16 protein-coding genes and 1 pseudogene are annotated in these 15856 nt (G+C 58.7%); 4 read left to right on the top strand and 13 right to left on the bottom strand.

Annotated features, from left to right (window positions below; genetic code table 11):
* Positions 1 to 44 precede the first annotated feature (44 nt).
* Positions 45 to 1232 (bottom strand): Na+/H+ antiporter NhaA, encoded by a 1188-nt coding sequence (gene nhaA, locus AB4N76_RS20320; protein ID WP_046029337.1) that lies wholly within the window; start codon positions 1230 to 1232, stop codon positions 45 to 47.
* 246 nt (positions 1233 to 1478) lie between these two features.
* Between nhaA and AB4N76_RS20325 the strand changes: the two genes are divergently transcribed.
* On the top strand, positions 1479 to 2576 hold the full coding sequence (locus AB4N76_RS20325; protein WP_175649017.1) for a PLP-dependent cysteine synthase family protein: 1098 nt from the start codon (positions 1479 to 1481) through the stop codon (positions 2574 to 2576).
* 143 nt (positions 2577 to 2719) lie between these two features.
* Here the strand turns inward: AB4N76_RS20325 and AB4N76_RS20330 are convergent.
* Positions 2720 to 4332: pseudogene (locus AB4N76_RS20330) on the bottom strand (NAD(P)/FAD-dependent oxidoreductase).
* Between the two features lie 94 nt (positions 4333 to 4426).
* Positions 4427 to 5092 carry a COG3650 family protein gene (locus AB4N76_RS20335; protein ID WP_077430770.1) on the bottom strand — a complete coding sequence of 222 codons (666 nt, stop codon included), beginning with the start codon at positions 5090 to 5092 and terminating at the stop codon, positions 4427 to 4429.
* Between the two features lie 173 nt (positions 5093 to 5265).
* Between AB4N76_RS20335 and AB4N76_RS20340 the strand changes: the two genes are divergently transcribed.
* Entirely contained in the window at positions 5266 to 5622 is a 357-nt protein-coding gene (locus AB4N76_RS20340; RefSeq protein WP_046029346.1) for a SecDF P1 head subdomain-containing protein, read from the top strand.
* A gap of 12 nt (positions 5623 to 5634) precedes the next feature.
* On the opposite strand, the gene AB4N76_RS20345 is transcribed toward AB4N76_RS20340, so the two are convergent.
* Positions 5635 to 6234 (bottom strand): short chain dehydrogenase, encoded by a 600-nt coding sequence (locus AB4N76_RS20345; RefSeq protein ID WP_046029347.1) that lies wholly within the window; start codon positions 6232 to 6234, stop codon positions 5635 to 5637.
* A gap of 104 nt (positions 6235 to 6338) precedes the next feature.
* Between AB4N76_RS20345 and AB4N76_RS20350 the strand changes: the two genes are divergently transcribed.
* Positions 6339 to 7265 (top strand): LysR family transcriptional regulator, encoded by a 927-nt coding sequence (locus AB4N76_RS20350; RefSeq protein ID WP_046029348.1) that lies wholly within the window; start codon positions 6339 to 6341, stop codon positions 7263 to 7265.
* A 146-nt stretch (positions 7266 to 7411) separates the two neighbouring features.
* Here the strand turns inward: AB4N76_RS20350 and AB4N76_RS20355 are convergent, their stop codons facing one another.
* From AB4N76_RS20355 to AB4N76_RS20395, 9 genes are all read right to left on the bottom strand, one after another.
* Positions 7412 to 7894 (bottom strand): DoxX family protein, encoded by a 483-nt coding sequence (locus AB4N76_RS20355; RefSeq protein WP_046029349.1) that lies wholly within the window; start codon positions 7892 to 7894, stop codon positions 7412 to 7414.
* Positions 7891 to 8652: an HvfC/BufC N-terminal domain-containing protein gene (locus AB4N76_RS20360; RefSeq protein ID WP_046029351.1), complete on the bottom strand. Its 762-nt coding sequence runs from the start codon at positions 8650 to 8652 to the stop codon at positions 7891 to 7893. Before AB4N76_RS20360 ends, AB4N76_RS20355 begins: the two co-directional genes overlap by 4 nt.
* Positions 8649 to 9503, bottom strand: coding sequence for an MNIO family bufferin maturase (bufB, locus tag AB4N76_RS20365; RefSeq protein WP_046029353.1), 855 nt, complete (start codon positions 9501 to 9503; stop codon positions 8649 to 8651). Before bufB ends, AB4N76_RS20360 begins: the two co-directional genes overlap by 4 nt.
* A gap of 25 nt (positions 9504 to 9528) precedes the next feature.
* Positions 9529 to 9837: a BufA1 family periplasmic bufferin-type metallophore gene (locus tag AB4N76_RS20370; RefSeq protein ID WP_046029355.1), complete on the bottom strand. Its 309-nt coding sequence runs from the start codon at positions 9835 to 9837 to the stop codon at positions 9529 to 9531.
* Positions 9838 to 10137: 300 nt separating this feature from the next.
* The gene (locus tag AB4N76_RS20375; protein WP_007947260.1) at positions 10138 to 10839 is read right to left on the bottom strand and encodes an ABC transporter ATP-binding protein; all 702 of its coding nucleotides are present in this window, start codon (positions 10837 to 10839) and stop codon (positions 10138 to 10140) included.
* Positions 10840 to 11607: a high-affinity branched-chain amino acid ABC transporter ATP-binding protein LivG gene (gene livG / locus AB4N76_RS20380; RefSeq protein WP_046029357.1), complete on the bottom strand. Its 768-nt coding sequence runs from the start codon at positions 11605 to 11607 to the stop codon at positions 10840 to 10842. It abuts the gene before it with no gap.
* Positions 11604 to 12851, bottom strand: coding sequence for a high-affinity branched-chain amino acid ABC transporter permease LivM (locus AB4N76_RS20385; RefSeq protein ID WP_460164627.1), 1248 nt, complete (start codon positions 12849 to 12851; stop codon positions 11604 to 11606). Before AB4N76_RS20385 ends, livG begins: the two co-directional genes overlap by 4 nt.
* Positions 12852 to 12853: 2 nt before the next feature.
* Positions 12854 to 13780: a high-affinity branched-chain amino acid ABC transporter permease LivH gene (livH, locus tag AB4N76_RS20390; RefSeq protein WP_460163439.1), complete on the bottom strand. Its 927-nt coding sequence runs from the start codon at positions 13778 to 13780 to the stop codon at positions 12854 to 12856.
* Between the two features lie 232 nt (positions 13781 to 14012).
* Positions 14013 to 15140, bottom strand: coding sequence for a branched-chain amino acid ABC transporter substrate-binding protein (locus AB4N76_RS20395; RefSeq protein WP_077430766.1), 1128 nt, complete (start codon positions 15138 to 15140; stop codon positions 14013 to 14015).
* Positions 15141 to 15490: 350 nt separating this feature from the next.
* Here AB4N76_RS20395 and AB4N76_RS20400 point away from each other — a divergent pair, with 350 nt between their 5' ends.
* Positions 15491 to 15814 (top strand): DUF2288 domain-containing protein, encoded by a 324-nt coding sequence (locus AB4N76_RS20400; RefSeq protein WP_046029365.1) that lies wholly within the window; start codon positions 15491 to 15493, stop codon positions 15812 to 15814.
* The last annotated feature ends 42 nt before the right edge of the window (positions 15815 to 15856 follow it).

A 15856-nucleotide genomic window follows, 5' to 3' on the forward strand; every position in this document is an offset into this window, starting at 1 on the left:
CTGTAGGACGAGTCCTGAATATCGCTAAGAGCGTTCTCTAACGCTCAGGATTGCAGAACGAGGCTCTTGCGACTGGCCATTGCCGTCACCGCGTATCCGATCAGTGCGGCCAGAATCGAGCCGGTCAAGATGCCCATCCGGTCCATCCCGGCGTAGTCACTGACGCCTGGTTCGAATGCCAGGGAACCGACAAACAGACTCATGGTGAAACCAATCCCGCAGAGCATCGCCACACCCAGCACCTGGCCCCAGTTCGCACCTTGGGGCAGGGTGGCAATGCCGATTTTCACGGCCAGCCAGGTCAGGCCGAAAACGCCCACCGTTTTACCCAGCAACAGGCCAATCGCGATGCCCATCGGCACATGGTGGGTAAAGCTTTCAACGGTGATGCCGCTCAGGGACAAGCCGGCGTTGGCGAAGGCGAACAGCGGCAGGATGCCGTAAGCCACCCATGGGTGCAGGGCGTGTTCAAGGGTCAGCAGCGGTGAAGGCTCGGCGTTTTTGGTGCGCAGCGGAATACAGAACGCCAACGTCACGCCGGCGAGTGTTGCGTGGACGCCGCTCTTGAGCACACAGACCCAGAGAATCAAACCGATGATCATGTACGGCCCGAGCTTCACCACACCGAGTCGGTTCATGGTGATCAACGCGATGATGCAGGCGGCAGCCAGTGCCAGGGACAGCGTCGACAGCGTGCCGGAATAGAAGATGGCAATGACGATGATCGCGCCCAGGTCGTCAATGATCGCCAGGGTCATCAGGAACAGCTTCAGCGACACCGGTACCCGCTTGCCCAGCAAGGCGAGCACGCCGAGGGCAAAGGCAATGTCGGTGGCCATCGGGATGGCCCAGCCGCCCAAGGCGGTCGGGTCATCACGGTTCAAGAACCAGTAGACCAGCGCCGGCACGACCATCCCGCCAATGGCAGCGGCGCCCGGCAGGACGATTTGCGAGGGCTGCGACAACTGGCCGTCGAGGACTTCGCGTTTGACTTCCAGGCCGATCAGCAGGAAGAACATCGCCATCAGACCGTCGTTGATCCACAGCAGCAACGGTTTGGCGATTTTCAGCGCGCCGATCTGAGCGACGACAGGGGTGTCCAGCAGCCCGCTATAGAGCCACGACAGGGACGAGTTGTTGATGATTAAAGCCAGGGCTGCCGCGGCGATCAGTAACAGACCGCTGGCAGCTTCCAACTGAAAGAAACGCGTGAAAGTGCTACGCAGAGGCAAGGTCGCTCTCCATCGATAAATTCAAAAGGTGGCACACCCTAACCCGTACTGTTAGTTGTTAAAACAAAAGTTATATTCTTTTTGTTATATGGCGTAACAAGGTGGAGGACGGGGCCGGACTTGAGCCTAGCAGTTGTCGGCCGTATTGGGCCTCAGCTGTACCTGTGCGTGATGTAGGTTTTTCCTAAGCTTCGAGGGATAGGCCTTACGCAAAGGCCGACTTTTGCCTGACTCCACGAGAAAACCATCATGAGCGACAATCGACAGTGGGCCCGCGAAGCTATCCGGATCATTGAAGCGGACTTCCAGCGCAGCGCCGATACCCACCTGATCCCCTTGCCGCTGCCGGGTTTTCCGGGCATCGAACTGTATTTCAAGGATGAATCCAGCCACCCCACCGGCAGCCTGAAACATCGCCTGGCGCGCTCGCTGTTTCTGTATGCGCTGTGTAACGGCTGGCTCAAGCCCGGTGCACCGGTGATCGAGGCGTCCAGCGGTTCTACGGCAATTTCCGAGGCGTATTTCGCCAGTTTGCTGGGACTGCCGTTCATTGCGGTGATGCCGGCGACCACCTCCAAGGAAAAAATCGCGCAAATTGCTTTCTATGGCGGCAAGAGTCATCTGGTCGACGACCCGACTCAGATCTACGCCGAGTCCGAACGGCTGGCGCGAGAGCATGATGGTCATTTCATCGACCAGTTCACCTACGCCGAACGCGCCACTGACTGGCGAGCGAACAACAACATTGCGGAATCGATCTTCCACCAGATGCGTTTCGAGCAGCACCCCGAGCCGAGCTGGCTGATTTCCAGCCCTGGCACGGGTGGTACAACCGCAACGCTGGGTCGTTACGTGCGTTATCGCCAGCATTGCACCCGCGTGCTGTGCGCCGATGCCGAGCGTTCGGTGTTCTTCGATTACTACCAGACGGGTGATGCCAGCCTGCGCCTGGAGTGCGGTTCGCGGATCGAAGGCATCGGCCGGCCTCGGGTGGAAGCGTCGTTCCTGCCCAAGGTGATTGATGCCATGGTCAAAGTGCCGGACGCGTTGTCGCTGGCGGCCATGCACTACCTGGCACAGCGCCTGGGGCGACGGGTTGGCGGATCGAGCGGGACCAATCTGATCGGCGCCCTGATGGCGGCGCAGCAGATGGTCGCGGCGGGGGAGTCGGGATCGATCGTGGCGATTCTGTGCGATGGTGGCGAGCGTTATGCCACCACCTATTACGATCAGGATTGGCTCAAGGGCCAGGGGTATGAGTTGAGTGGCTTGATGGCTACCGTGGCGGCGAGTGTCGAGCGCGGTGAGCCGCTGCCGGCCAGCGTGTTGCGCGCCAATATCTGAGATCTTTCAAACACTGAAGATCCCTGTGGGAGCTGGGCTTGCCCGCGATGGCGGATTCAGATTCAACAAAGATGTTGACTGATCTGCCGCCATCGCGGGCAAGCCCGGCTCCCACAGGTCTTGTGTTGTGGCAAAGAATTATGTCAGGCCTCAAGGCCCAGGATGTCGCGGGCCACAGCTTCGGCAATCCGAATACCGTCCACACCCGCCGACAGAATCCCGCCCGCATAACCCGCGCCTTCACCCGCCGGAAACAAGCCCTTCACGTTCAGGCTCTGCATCGATTCGTTACGGGTAATGCGCAACGGTGACGAGGTGCGTGTCTCGATGCCGGTCAATACGGCGTCATGCAGCGAGTAACCGCGGATCTGCTTCTCGAACGCTGGCAACGCTTCACGAATCGCCTCAATGGCAAATTCCGGCAAGGCCAGGGCCAAATCACCCAGGGCAACGCCTGGCTTGTAGGAGGGTTCGACACTGCCCAGTTCGGTGGACGGCTTGCCGGCGATAAAGTCGCCGACCAGTTGCGCCGGCGCTTCGTAGTTGCTGCCGCCCAGCACAAAGGCGTGGGATTCCAGGCGTTCCTGCAACTCGATACCGGCCAGCGGGCCGCCCGGATAATCAACTTCCGGGGTAATGCCGACGACGATCCCGGAGTTGGCGTTGCGTTCGTTACGCGAGTATTGGCTCATGCCGTTGGTGACCACGCGGTTCGGCTCGGACGTCGCCGCGACCACGGTGCCGCCCGGGCACATGCAGAAGCTGTAGACCGAACGACCGTTCTTGGCGTGGTGCACCAGTTTGTAGTCGGCCGCCCCGAGTTTCGGGTGGCCGGCGTACTTGCCCAATCGCGCGCGGTCAATCAGCGACTGCGGGTGTTCAATGCGGAAACCCACCGAGAACGGCTTGGCTTCCATGAACACGCCACGGCCGTGGAGCATGCGGAAGGTGTCCCGGGCGCTGTGGCCGAGGGCCAGAATCACGTGTTTGGAGTGGATCTGCTCGCCGCCATTTAGCTCGACGCCGACCAGTTGGCCATCCTCGATCAACACATCGGTGACACGTTGCTGGAAGCGGACTTCGCCGCCCAGTGCGCGAATCTGCTCACGCATGTTTTCCACTACGCCAGTCAGACGGAACGTACCGATGTGTGGCTTGCTGACGTAGAGAATCTCTTCCGGGGCGCCGGCCTTGACGAACTCGTGCAGCACTTTACGGCCGATGAATTTCGGGTCTTTGATTTGGCTGTAGAGCTTGCCGTCGGAGAACGTCCCTGCGCCGCCTTCACCGAACTGGACGTTGGATTCAGGGTTGAGCACGCTTTTACGCCACAGGCCCCAAGTGTCCTTGGTGCGCTGGCGCACTTCGGTGCCACGTTCGAGGATGATCGGCTTGAAGCCCATTTGCGCGAGCAACAGCCCGGCGAAAATCCCGCACGGCCCGAAACCCACAACCACGGGGCGTTGCTGCAAATCGGCCGGTGCCTGGCCGACCACTTTGTAACTGACATCCGGCGCCACGTTGACGTTACGGTCATCGGCGAACTTGTGCAGCAACGTCGCCTCATCCTTGGCGGTGAGGTCGATGGTGTAGATGAAGCACAGTTCGGAGGACTTTTTCGCGCATCGTAGCTGCGCTTGAACAAGGTGAAATCGAGCAGGTCATCACTGGCGATGCCCAGGCGCTGCACGATGGCAGGGCGCAGGTCTTCTTCGGGATGGTCGATCGGCAACTTGAGTTCGGTGATTCGTAACATGGCAGGACCCGGTTCGCGGGGCGCACAACTGCGCCAAGGCGTTTGAAACCGGTGATTATAAGCCCCAAAGGAGATTCCCGTGAGGCTTAAACGATCAGTCGTTACGCGAACCGCCGAAATAGCCGCAACCGCGCTGTACCTGACCATTGATGCGCAGTTCTGCGCTCATGTGCTGGACGCTGCCGGTGGTGCTGTCGACGCAACGTTGCGGCGTGACCCACAGTTCGATGTGCTGGTTATTGGCTTCGGTGCCGAGGTTGAAACGGCCATCGCCCAGTTGTTCTTCCACGTACGGTAGGGCCAGAGGCGGTTGACCGGCGCGATCAATCACCATGCCTTTACCGCTGACTTTGACGCTCCACTCTGGCGAGTGGCCGGCCGCGCGCAAAATCAGCAGTTTGAAATTGGGATCGTCACACGCCGTGCCCGAGCGCTCGACGCGGTAGAGCTGTTCCAGATCGAGGCGACTCTCGGCACCACTGGCCACAATGCGCCCACGCACATCGGCGAACAACTTGCCCTGTTTATCAGCCAGGGACGCGGCCTGTTGCAGAACGCTGGTGCCGCCGGTGTCGTTGACCACATAACTGCGCTGTTCATTGCATGGCTGGAACAGCAAGTTGCCGCCCGCCGCCGTCAACTGGCCCTGCATGCGGGTCTGGCCCACGTGGGAGGCGCTTTCACGCGGGCCATCAAACAACTGACAGGCGGCAAACAGCGGCAGCAGGGCAACAAGGACTAAGGAACGGGCAACACGCATCTTTGGCTCTCCAGACAAGTGCCGTCACGTTACTCAGCCTGACCGTTCATCACAAGGCTGGAGTTGTTCTCAGACAAAGTAGAGGGTGATTTCCGGCAACATCTTGTGAATGATTTCGATGCCGAGTATCAGAGTGCCAAAGGTAAGCTGCCACGTTTTTACAGGGAGCGGATATGAAGAACACAATGGGCTGGAAGTTCTGGTTGTTTTTAATTGTGATGACGGGGGCCACGGGCACTCAGGCTGCCGAGATCAATTTTTCTTCGGCAACCGACTTCACTCGAATGGAGTTGTTATTGAAGGACAACGACAGACTTCATTCAGAATTTGAAATGAATGTCACGCTCAGTCCTGAAGCAACTGAGCGTATGCAGCGTATTACCCGTGAGTCGATAGGCCAGAAATTGACGCTATTGATCAATGGTTGGAAGGTTTCTACGGCGACAGTGCAATCGGTCTTGGGCTCGCAGTTCAGAGTGTCCATCCCGACAGCCATCGCCAAAGACCTCTTGCCCACGTTAGTTGATTGAGCCTGAACCGGCTCAGCCGACGTGAAAAGTCTGACCTGTCTGCAAGCCTTCCACGCTTTTGGCGTAAGACAATGCCACATCGGCTGCAGGAACCGGTTTGAAACCACGGAAGTAAGGCGCGTATTTGCCCATGGCTTCCACCAGCACATTCGGGCTGATCGAGTTCACGCGCAGGCCGCGGGGCAGTTCGATGGCGGCGGCGCGGACGAAGCTGTCCAGCGCGCCGTTGACCAGCGCCGCCGAGGCGCCGCTGTAAATCGGGTCGTGGCTGAGCACGCCGGTGGTCAAGGTGAACGAGGCGCCATCGTTGGCGAACTCACGGCCGATCAGCACCAAATTGACCTGGCCCATCAGTTTGTCTTTCAGGCCCAGCGCGAAGCTTTCTTCGGTCATGTCGTTCAACGGTGCGAAGGTAACGTTGCCGGCGGCGCAGATCAGGGCATCGAACTTGCCGGTCTGTTCGAACAGCTTGCGGATCGAGGCGCTGTCGCTGATGTCCACCTGAAAGTCGCCACTGTTGCGACCGATACGAATGATCTCGTGACGCTGGGACAGTTCCTTGTCGACTGCTGAGCCGATGGTGCCGCCTGCGCCGATCAATAGAATTTTCATCATGCTGTTCCTCGATGGGTTGAATGAGGTCTCAGTCTAGAGTGGTTTTTTTTGTTGATAAGCGCACTAATAGGCAACCTTTGGTTTTCAATTGGAAACAATCCATGAGTGAGATGGATGATCTGGCGGCGTTTGCGGTATTGATTGAAGCCGGGAGTTTCACGTTGGCGGCGCAGCAACTGGGTTGCAGCAAGGGCCAATTATCCAAGCGCATCAGCCTGTTGGAGACGCGGTTTTCGGTGGTGCTGTTGCAACGCACCACTCGACGTTTGAGCCTGACAGCAGCGGGGGCGGCGCTGTTGCCGCAAGCTCAGGCGCTGGTCGTACAAGTGGAGAGGGCGCGTCAGGCATTGGCACGGTTGAAGGACGATATGGCAGGGCCGGTGCGTATGACGGTGCCGGTATCGCTGGGAGAAACGTTCTTCGATGGCTTATTGCTGGAGTTCTCCGGCAAGTACCCTGGCGTGCAGATCGAGCTTGATCTGAACAACCAGTTTCACGACTTGTCCCGGGATGGTTTCGACCTGGCGATTCGCTCCGAGGTAGGTAACGACGAGCGCCTGGTGGCCCGGCCGCTACTGGCCTGGCACGAAATGACCTGTGCCAGCCCGGCGTATCTTGAACAGTATGGAGAGCCACAAACGCCCCAGGCCTTGGCCGAACATCGTTGCCTGCTCAACAGCCATTACAGCGGTCGCGAAGAATGGTTGTATCACCAGCAACACGAACTGTTGCGGGTGCGGGTGTCGGGGCCGTTTGCCAGCAATCACTACAGCTTGCTGAAGAAAGCGGCACTGGCCGGCGCCGGTATCGCCCGCTTGCCGTCCTACTTGTTGCAGGCTGAATTGGCTGACGGGCGTTTGCGCTGGCTCCTGCGCGATTATCAGACGCGGCGTATGCCGATGTACCTGGTTCACCCGTATCAGGGCGGGCTGCCAAAACGTACTCAAGTGCTGGCGGATTACCTGATCGGCTGGTTCAAGCGCAGCGGCGAAGCGCTGGATCGGCTTAGCCTCGCACGGCCTTTGTAGCAGCTGTCGAGCTTGCGAGGCTGCGTTCGACTGCGAAGCAGTCGTGAAGTCAGTCACCGTGGTCTGACACGTAAACCGCGTTTGCAGGTTTTGCGACCGCTTCGCGTTCGAACGCAGCCTTCGGCAGCTGCTACAGGGGATCTGAGTTAGCGGGAGTAGCGCCGGGCGATCAGATGATCGATCGACAATTTACCCGGCCCGGTTGCCATCAGATACAGCAGCACTGCCGCCCAGGTGCCGTGCGTCGGGTAAGCATCCGGGTACACAAACAGTTGAATAGTCAGGGTCATGCCCAGCAACGCCAGCGCCGAAAATCGCGTGGCGAAGCCAATCAGAATCAGGGCCGGGAAGAAGTGTTCGGCGAACGCCGCCATGTGTGCCGCGACCTCGGGCGAGAGCAGCGGCACGGGGTACTCACTCTTGAATAATGGAATGGTTGAGTCGGCCAGGCGTGGCCAACTGATCTCGAACGTGCCATCGATCAAGTCGATGGCCAGGCCTTCGACCTTGGTTTGCCCGGACTTCCAGAACACCGCCGCGATGGAGAACCGCGCAATGAAGGCGATCAGGCTCTGTGGAATCATTTCCAGCAGCGCAATGGCGCGGCTGATCGGGTTCTGAGTGTTCATGGCGTTACCTTGTTGTGATGAAGGTGAGTAATGACGTTGTGGGTGATCAACAGGCTCAGGGTCTGGTTGAGGTCGAACGCGGGAGCGGACTCCACGGCCTGAATCAGGGGCTGGCCGTTTTGCAGGTTCTGGATGAAAGCGCTGGCGCCGGGGTCGATGGCAAAGACTTCCACGTCCAGTTCGTTGCGCACGATCAGCGTGTGTTGCCCAACGTTCAGATCGATCCCCGCCAGCGTTGCGTCTTGCTGATGTGCCGCCCAGATCGAAACCACGGCAAAGGCTGACGTCAACAGGTGCAAGGAGGGATGAAATTCGACAGTCAATTCGACCAGGGCTTGCGGATTGGCGAGTGCTGCGCCGATCTGTTGGTGGCTCAGCGGTTGAGCGTCGGCGGCGTGGTAAGCGACAGTGCGCAAGCGTTCCAATCGCGCGACGTCGGCCAGATAGGGCAGGCTGGCCGCCGGTTCGAAGCCTTCGACGAAGTCCGCAAAATCGTCGCCGTAATCCTTTATCAGCGGGCTTCGGGGCGCATTGCCGAGCAAATAGATCCCGGCCATGGCGCGGAAGAATTCATCGCCGACCAATTGCGCCACTACGGGGTAGCTGTGCGCCAAGGCGTTGATCAGCGAGCTCTGCACATTGTTGCGATACACCGCGAAACGGCTGGCGGGATCGGCACCGTTGACGCTGAACAAGCCCTCGGGGCACGTCAATTGGCGATCAAGCAGGGCGGCGGCAAATGCGGCTTGAGTGCTCATGACCGGCCTCCGGTGCGCAGTAATAGCTCATCGGCCTGACGCGCCTCTGCGTGCAAGACGCTGAAGGCCGGCAGCTGATTGTCGCGTTCGATCAGAGTCGCTATCGGGCCTGTTCGCTCCAGCACGTGCTGGTACAGCGACCAGACGGCGTTATCGATGGGGGCGCCGTGATCATCTATCAGCAGGCGGTCACCGAGGCTGTCGGTGTCTTCGGCAAACCCGGCCAGATGAATCTCGCCGATGCTTTGAAGGGGCAGGGCGTTGAGGTAAGCCAAAGGGTCGCGACGATGATTGATGCACGACACGTAGACATTGTTCACGTCCAGCAACAGCCCGCAGCTCGTGCGGCGGATGACTTCGCCGATGAAGTCGGCTTCATCGATGGTCGAACGCTCGAACGCCAGGTAAGTGGCCGGATTCTCCAGCAACATCGGGCGTTTCAGGGTGCTCTGCACCTGGTCGATGTGTTCGCAGACGCGGTCTAGCGTTGCGTTGTCATAGGCCAGAGGCAACAGGTCATTCAAAAACGCCGGGCCATGACTGGACCAGGCCAGGTGTTCGGAAAAAGAGTGGGGTTGATAGCGCTCAATCAGTGCGGCGAGGCGCTTGAGGTGCTGAGTGTCCAGCGGACCTTCAGCACCGATCGACAAGCCTACGCCATGCAATGACAGCGGGTATTGCTCGCGAATCAAACCCAGGAAGTGATGAAACGGGCCGCCGGCCACCATGTAGTTTTCGGCGTGGACTTCGAAAAAACCGATGTCCGGGTGTGAACCGAGCACTTCACGGAAGTGCTCGGTCTTGAGCCCCAGCCCGGAGCGGGGCGGGAGCCCGAACGTTGAAGCGTTCATGGTCGACACTCAGGCGGGGTTCAGATCAGGCTTTGGCTTTAGCTTTGTAGGCTTCCATCTGACCGAAACCGGTCGGCGAGGTCTCGCTTGCAGTCGTCGTGCAGGTGCCTTTAGGGACCAGTTTCCAGGCATTAGTCTGGAAGTCGGTTTTCGAGGTGCCGGCGCACGTGGTGCCAGCGCCTGCTGCGCAATCGTTATGGCCTTTCATGGCTACGCCGAAGCATTTTTCCATGTCGTCGGCGGCGTGGGCGGTGGAAACAGCGGCCATGCTCAAAGCAGAACCGAGGGCCAGAACCAGTGCGGTGGCGGACAGGGTGCGGGTGGTAGCAGTCATGGTGTTTCTCCGGTTTTTGAGGATTGGCAAGAACGCGTTTGTGCTTGCTTACCCCACTAGAGAAAGGTCATGGCGATGCGTTACAGCCGCGCCCAAAATTTTTAAAAAAACCTCAAAACACCATCAACCCCTTGTAGGAGCCGAGCTTGCTCGCGATAGCGGTTTGTCATTCGACATCACTGTTGTCTGATCCACCGCTATCGCGAGCAAGCTCGGCTCCTACAGGGGGGCATTGTCTGCAATGTAAATGGCAGGCACAAAAAAACGGCCCGAAGGCCGTTTTCTGTTTACCGCAATGGCTTAACCGCCGAGGTACGCTTCACGCACTTTCGGATCGGTCAGCAGGGCTTCACCCGTGCCTTGCATCACCACCCGGCCGTTCTCCAGAACGTACGCACGGTCGGCAATTTTCAGTGCCTGGTTGGCGTTCTGCTCAACCAGGAACACTGTCACACCGTCTTTGCGCAGCTGTTCGATGATGTCGAAGATCTGCTGGATGATGATCGGCGCCAGACCCAACGAGGGTTCGTCGAGCAACAGCAGCTTGGGTTTGCTCATCAGCGCACGGCCGATGGCGAGCATTTGCTGTTCGCCACCGGACATGGTGCCGCCGCGTTGGGCGAAGCGTTCTTTCAGGCGTGGGAAAAGTCCGAGAACCTTGTCCATCTGTTCCTGATAGTCGCCCTTGTCGGTGAAAAAACCGCCCATGGCGAGGTTTTCTTCCACGGTCAGGCGGGAGAACACCCGACGACCTTCCGGGACCACGGCGATGCTTTTGCGCATGATCTGCGACGAGCTCTGGCCGACCAGTTCCTCACCCATGTAGCGGATGCTGCCGCTGTGGGCTTGCGGCGAACCGCAAAGCGTCATCAGCAGGGTCGACTTGCCGGCACCGTTGGCGCCGATCAACGTCACGATTTCGCCCTGACGGACTTCGACGTTGACGCTGTGCAGGGCCTGAATCTTGCCGTAGAAGGTGGAAACGTTTTCGAATTGCAGCATTTACGCTTCCCCCAGGTAGGCTTTGATCACTTCGGGATTGTCGCGGATCTGATCCGGCGTGCCGTTGGCCAGAGGCGTGCCCTGGTTGATCACGACGATGTGGTCGGAAATGCTCATGACCAGTTTCATGTCGTGTTCGATCAACAGCACAGTGACGTTGTGCTCTTCACGCAGCACGCTGATCAGCGCCTTGAGGTCTTCGGTTTCCTTCGGGTTCAGGCCGGCAGCCGGTTCGTCGAGCATGAGGATCCGCGGACGGGTCATCATGCAGCGAGCGATTTCCAGACGACGTTGCTGACCGTAAGCCAGGGTACCGGCCGGGCGGTTGGCGAAGGCCTTGAGGTTGACCTTCTCCAGCCAGTACTCGGCGAATTCCATGGCTTCGCGTTCGCTTTTGCGAAAGCCCGGCGTCTTGAACAGGCCGGCCAGGAAGTTGGTGTTCAAATGACGGTGCTGGGCGATCAAGAGGTTCTCGACCGCGGTCATGTCCTTGAACAACCGCACGTTCTGGAAGGTGCGCACCACGCCTTTGAGGGCGATCTTGTGGCCCGGCAGGCCTTCGATCGGCTCGCCGTCCAGCAGGATGCTACCGCCGCTCGGCTTGTAGAAGCCGGTCAGGCAGTTGAACACCGTGGTCTTGCCGGCGCCGTTGGGGCCGATCAATGCCACGACCTGTTTTTCCTTCACGGTCAGGGCCACGCCGTTGACCGCCAGCAAGCCGCCGAAGCGCATGCTCAGGTTTTCTACTTTCAGGATCTCGCGGCTCATTTGCGCAGCTCCATGTGAGGACGTTGCATGGGCAGCAGGCCTTGAGGGCGCCAGATCATCATCAGCACCATCAAGGCGCCGAACATCAACATGCGGTATTCACTGAACTCACGCATCATTTCCGGCAGCAGGATCATCACCGTGGCGGCGAGTACGACGCCCAGTTGCGAACCCATGCCGCCCAGCACCACGATGGCGAGGATGGTCGCCGACTCGATGAAGGTGAAGGACTCCGGTGTCACCAGGCCCTGACGCGCAGCGAAGAAGCTGCCGGCGAAACCGGCGAAGCAGGCACCCAGGGTGAACGCAGAAAGCTTGATCGCCGTCGGGTTCAGCCCCAGCGCCCGGCAGGCGATTTCGTCTTCACGCAGTGCTTCCCAGGCACGGCCCAGAGGCATGCGCAGCAAGCGATTGATGACGAACAGGGCGAACAGCGACAACAACACCGCGATCAGGTAAAGGAAGATCACCTTGTTCACCGGGTTGTAGGTCAGACCGAAGTACTCGTGGAAGGTCTGCAATCCCTCTGCGGCCGTTTTATCGAAGGTCAGTCCGAAAAGTGTTGGCTTGGGAATGTTGCTGATGCCGTTCGGGCCACCGGTGAGGTCGGTCAGGTTACGCAGGAACAGCCGGATGATTTCACCGAAGCCCAGGGTCACGATGGCCAGGTAGTCACCACGCAAACGCAACACCGGGAAGCCCAGCAGGAAACCGAACGTGGCCGCCATCAGGCCGGCAATCGGCAGGCAGATCCAGAAGCTCAGACCGTAGTAGTGCGACAGCAACGCATAACTGTAGGCACCGACGGCATAGAAACCGACATAACCCAGGTCGAGCAGGCCGGCCAGGCCGACCACGATGTTCAGGCCCAGGCCCAGCATCACGTAGATCAGCACCAGCGTTGCAATATCCACCGCACCGCGCGAGCCGAAGAACGGCCAGACCAGCGCACCGATGATCAGCGCAATGATGATCCAGCGTTGGGTGGTCGGCAGGGTCAGGAAATTACTGGCCTTGGCCGGCATCACCGGCATGTTCGGCGAGGATTTCCATGCCGCGCTGATCGACTTGTCGAACAACACTCGCAGGAACATCAGTACCGAGCACAGGGCAATGGTGATCAGCGTGGTGGTGCTGGTGCCATGGACTTCCAGGTTGATGCCGACGATGGTCAACTTCAGCCCGAGTACCGGATACGCCACAGCCCAAACTAACAGTGCGCTGAACAACGCCTGTCTCAAGATTCCTAGTCATACTTTTCAACCTCCGGACGGCCCAACAGGCCGGTTGGCCGGAACAACAACACCAGAACCAATAGACCGAAAGCCACGACGTCCTTGTACTGGTCGCCGAAAATGTCGGCACCAAAGGCTTCCGCTACCCCCAGCACAATCCCGCCGAGCATGGCGCCGGGAATGCTGCCGATACCGCCCAATACCGCTGCGGTGAAGGCCTTGAGGCCGACGAGGAAACCGGCGTTCGGGTTGATCACACCGTATTGCATGCTCAGCAGCACAGCCGCGATGGCCGCCAGTGCAGCACCGATGACGAAGGTCAGGGCGATGATGTTGTTGGTGTTGATACCCAGCAGGTTGGCCATCTTGATGTCTTCGGCACAGGCACGGCAGGCGCGACCCAGGCGAGAGCGGGAGATGAACAGCGTCAGGCCGAGCATGGCGACGAACGTCACCACGAACACCACGATTTGCATGTAGGAAATCAGCACTTCATGTGCGCCACCTGGCCCGAAGGCAAAGTTGCCCGGAATCAGGTTGGGGATGGATTTGTCCTTGGAGTCTTGCGCCAGCAGAACCGTGTTCTGCAGGAAGATCGACATGCCGATGGCGGAAATCAGCGGAATCAGACGGTTGCTGCCGCGCAAGGGGCGGTAGGCGATCCGTTCGATGCTGTAGCCGTAGGCACTGGTCACGACGATGGTCGCGAGGAAAGCGGCAGTCATCAACAGCGGAACGCTGTCGAGTCCCATCATGGACAGGCCCGCGATGGCGATGAACGCCACGTAGGAACCAATCATGTACACCTCGCCGTGGGCGAAGTTGATCATTCCAATGATGCCGTAAACCATCGTATAGCCGATGGCGATCAGGGCATACGTGCTGCCAATGGTCAGACCATTAACCAGCTGTTGGAAAAAGTGATAGATGTCAGGCATTACAGCGCTCCTAAAAACCTGATACGCATTTCACTGGTGGAGTCATTTTCCCGCTCGAGCCCCGTGGATCTGCATCCACTTCGAACGCGAGGTTTGCCAGCGAACCGCTGATGACGGTTTTGAGATTTTCAGGTGGGGAGACTGGCGGATCACGCCAGCGCGGCCCAAAACGTTCGTAAAACAAAGCCCACGGCACGCCGTGGGCTCTATTGGCAGTCAGTCAGGCAAAGCCTTACTGAGGCGAAGCTTCAGTTTTTGGTTTGCCGAAGTGCCACTCGTAAACCACAAATTTGAAGTCTTTCAGGTCGCCCTTGTCGTCGAACGCCAGGTCGCCAGTCGGGGTTTTGAAGGTGCCAGCGTGGATGGCAGCAGCCACTTTGGCAGTGTCTTCGGACTTGGCAGCCTTGATGCCGTCGGCGATCACTTCCACAGCCGAGTAGGCCGGGAATACGAACGGACCGCTCGGGTCTTCTTTCTTCGCCTTGAACGCGTCAGCCAGGGCAACGTTGGCTGGATCCTGGTCGAAGGATTTCGGCAGGGTTACCAGCAGACCTTCGGAAGCGTCTTTGGCGATCTGCGAAATCGAGTCGTTACCCACGCCTTCCGGACCCATGAACTTGGCTTTCAGGCCTTTTTCCTGGGATTGACGCAGGATCAGACCCAGCTCTGGGTGGTAGCCGCCGTAGTAGACGAAGTCGACGTTGGCTTGCTTGAGCTTGGCGATGATCGAAGAGAAGTCTTTGTCGCCGGCGTTGATGCCTTCGAACACGGCAACCTTGATGCCTTTGCCTTCCAGAGTTTTCTTCACGGCGGTGGCGATGCCTTCACCGTATTGCTGTTTGTCGTGCAGAACAGCAACGATTTTCGGTTTTACGTGATCGGCAATGTAGTTACCGGCGGCAGGGCCTTGGGCGCTGTCCAGACCGATGGTACGGAATACCATTTTGTAACCACGAGCGGTGATGTCCGGGCTGGTGGCAGCCGGGGTGATCATGATCACGCCTTCGTCTTCGTAAATGTCCGAAGCCGGTTGAGTGGAGCTGGAGCACAGGTGACCGACCACGAACTTGACGCCGTCGTTGACGACTTTGTTCGCGACCGCTACCGCTTGTTTCGGATCACAGGCGTCATCGTATTCAACGGCTTCGAGTTTCTTGCCGTCTACGCCGCCTTTGGCGTTGATCTGTTCGATGGCCATTTTGGCGCCACTGAACTGCATGTCGCCGTATTGGGCTACAGGACCGGTCTTAGGGCCGGCGATGCCGATCTTGATGGTGTCAGCTGCGAACGAATGGCTGGCAACCCCGGCCAGAACCATAGCGGCAAACAGTTTGGAAATCTGCTTAGTAGCCTTAGTCATAGTGCTCCACTCTTACTGTTGTAGTTTTTATAGTCCTGGCGCCGAAAGCAGCAGAACCGGGTCAGATATCTGCGACATTCCCCGGAAAAGCCCCTCGGCAACTGTACCGGTACAGTGTAGAGCGCCGATTGTCAGCCTGGGAAGGCGGCGCCGGGGGGCAAATCCTGCGGGTGTCGCTTTTTTGAATGAAAAAGACAGAATTGCGGCGGGGCATTGAGGGGCTTATAGCCGGATCCAGTGCATTCCTTGGCGTTCCTGCGCTTTTCAATTCAGTGACTCAATTGCATCCGGGTTTTTCTGCCAGATTATCGACGTTATCATTTGCGTCGATTTCATTTCCGGACAGTCCCATGAATCAAGAACCTAGCACCCTCTATGCCAAGCTGCTTGGTGAAACCGCATCTATTACCTGGAAAGAGTTGGAGCCGTTCTTCGCCAAGGGTGCCCTATTGTGGGTCGACCCCGGCCTGGATTTGATCGCCGCCGCGGAGGCCTTGGCCCAGGATGAAGGCGAGAAAGTGGCTGCCTGGCTGGCCGCCGACAAGGTCGCCAAGCTGTCTGAAACGCGGGCGCTGGATCTTTTTGAACGTGATCCGCAGCTGTGGGCCGTGGTGGTTTCCCCGTGGATTCTGATCCAGGAAAGGGCAGCGAGCGAAAGCGTCGCACCAAAGTAGTGCTCGGCCCCGATGATAAAAAGTGTGTAGGTGAGTAGCGTG

It is taken from the genome of Pseudomonas sp. S2_F03 (assembly GCF_054668335.1).

Bases quoted from the DNA above. Each gene is read 5' to 3' on its own strand.
- AB4N76_RS20340 (WP_046029346.1), top strand. From the start codon at position 5,266: ATGAAGAACACAATGGGCTGGAAGTTCTGGTTGTTTTTAATTGTGATG.
- livH (WP_460163439.1), bottom strand. From the start codon at position 13,780: ATGCCTGACATCTATCACTTTTTCCAACAGCTGGTTAATGGTCTGACC.
- AB4N76_RS20375 (WP_007947260.1), bottom strand. From the start codon at position 10,839: ATGCTGCAATTCGAAAACGTTTCCACCTTCTACGGCAAGATTCAGGCC.
- AB4N76_RS20370 (WP_046029355.1), bottom strand. From the start codon at position 9,837: ATGACTGCTACCACCCGCACCCTGTCCGCCACCGCACTGGTTCTGGCC.
- AB4N76_RS20335 (WP_077430770.1), bottom strand. From the start codon at position 5,092: ATGCGTGTTGCCCGTTCCTTAGTCCTTGTTGCCCTGCTGCCGCTGTTT.
- AB4N76_RS20345 (WP_046029347.1), bottom strand. From the start codon at position 6,234: ATGAAAATTCTATTGATCGGCGCAGGCGGCACCATCGGCTCAGCAGTC.
- bufB (WP_046029353.1), bottom strand. From the start codon at position 9,503: ATGAACGCTTCAACGTTCGGGCTCCCGCCCCGCTCCGGGCTGGGGCTC.
- AB4N76_RS20350 (WP_046029348.1), top strand. From the start codon at position 6,339: ATGAGTGAGATGGATGATCTGGCGGCGTTTGCGGTATTGATTGAAGCC.
- AB4N76_RS20395 (WP_077430766.1), bottom strand. From the start codon at position 15,140: ATGACTAAGGCTACTAAGCAGATTTCCAAACTGTTTGCCGCTATGGTT.
- AB4N76_RS20400 (WP_046029365.1), top strand. From the start codon at position 15,491: ATGAATCAAGAACCTAGCACCCTCTATGCCAAGCTGCTTGGTGAAACC.
- livG (WP_046029357.1), bottom strand. From the start codon at position 11,607: ATGAGCCGCGAGATCCTGAAAGTAGAAAACCTGAGCATGCGCTTCGGC.
- AB4N76_RS20355 (WP_046029349.1), bottom strand. From the start codon at position 7,894: ATGAACACTCAGAACCCGATCAGCCGCGCCATTGCGCTGCTGGAAATG.
- AB4N76_RS20360 (WP_046029351.1), bottom strand. From the start codon at position 8,652: ATGAGCACTCAAGCCGCATTTGCCGCCGCCCTGCTTGATCGCCAATTG.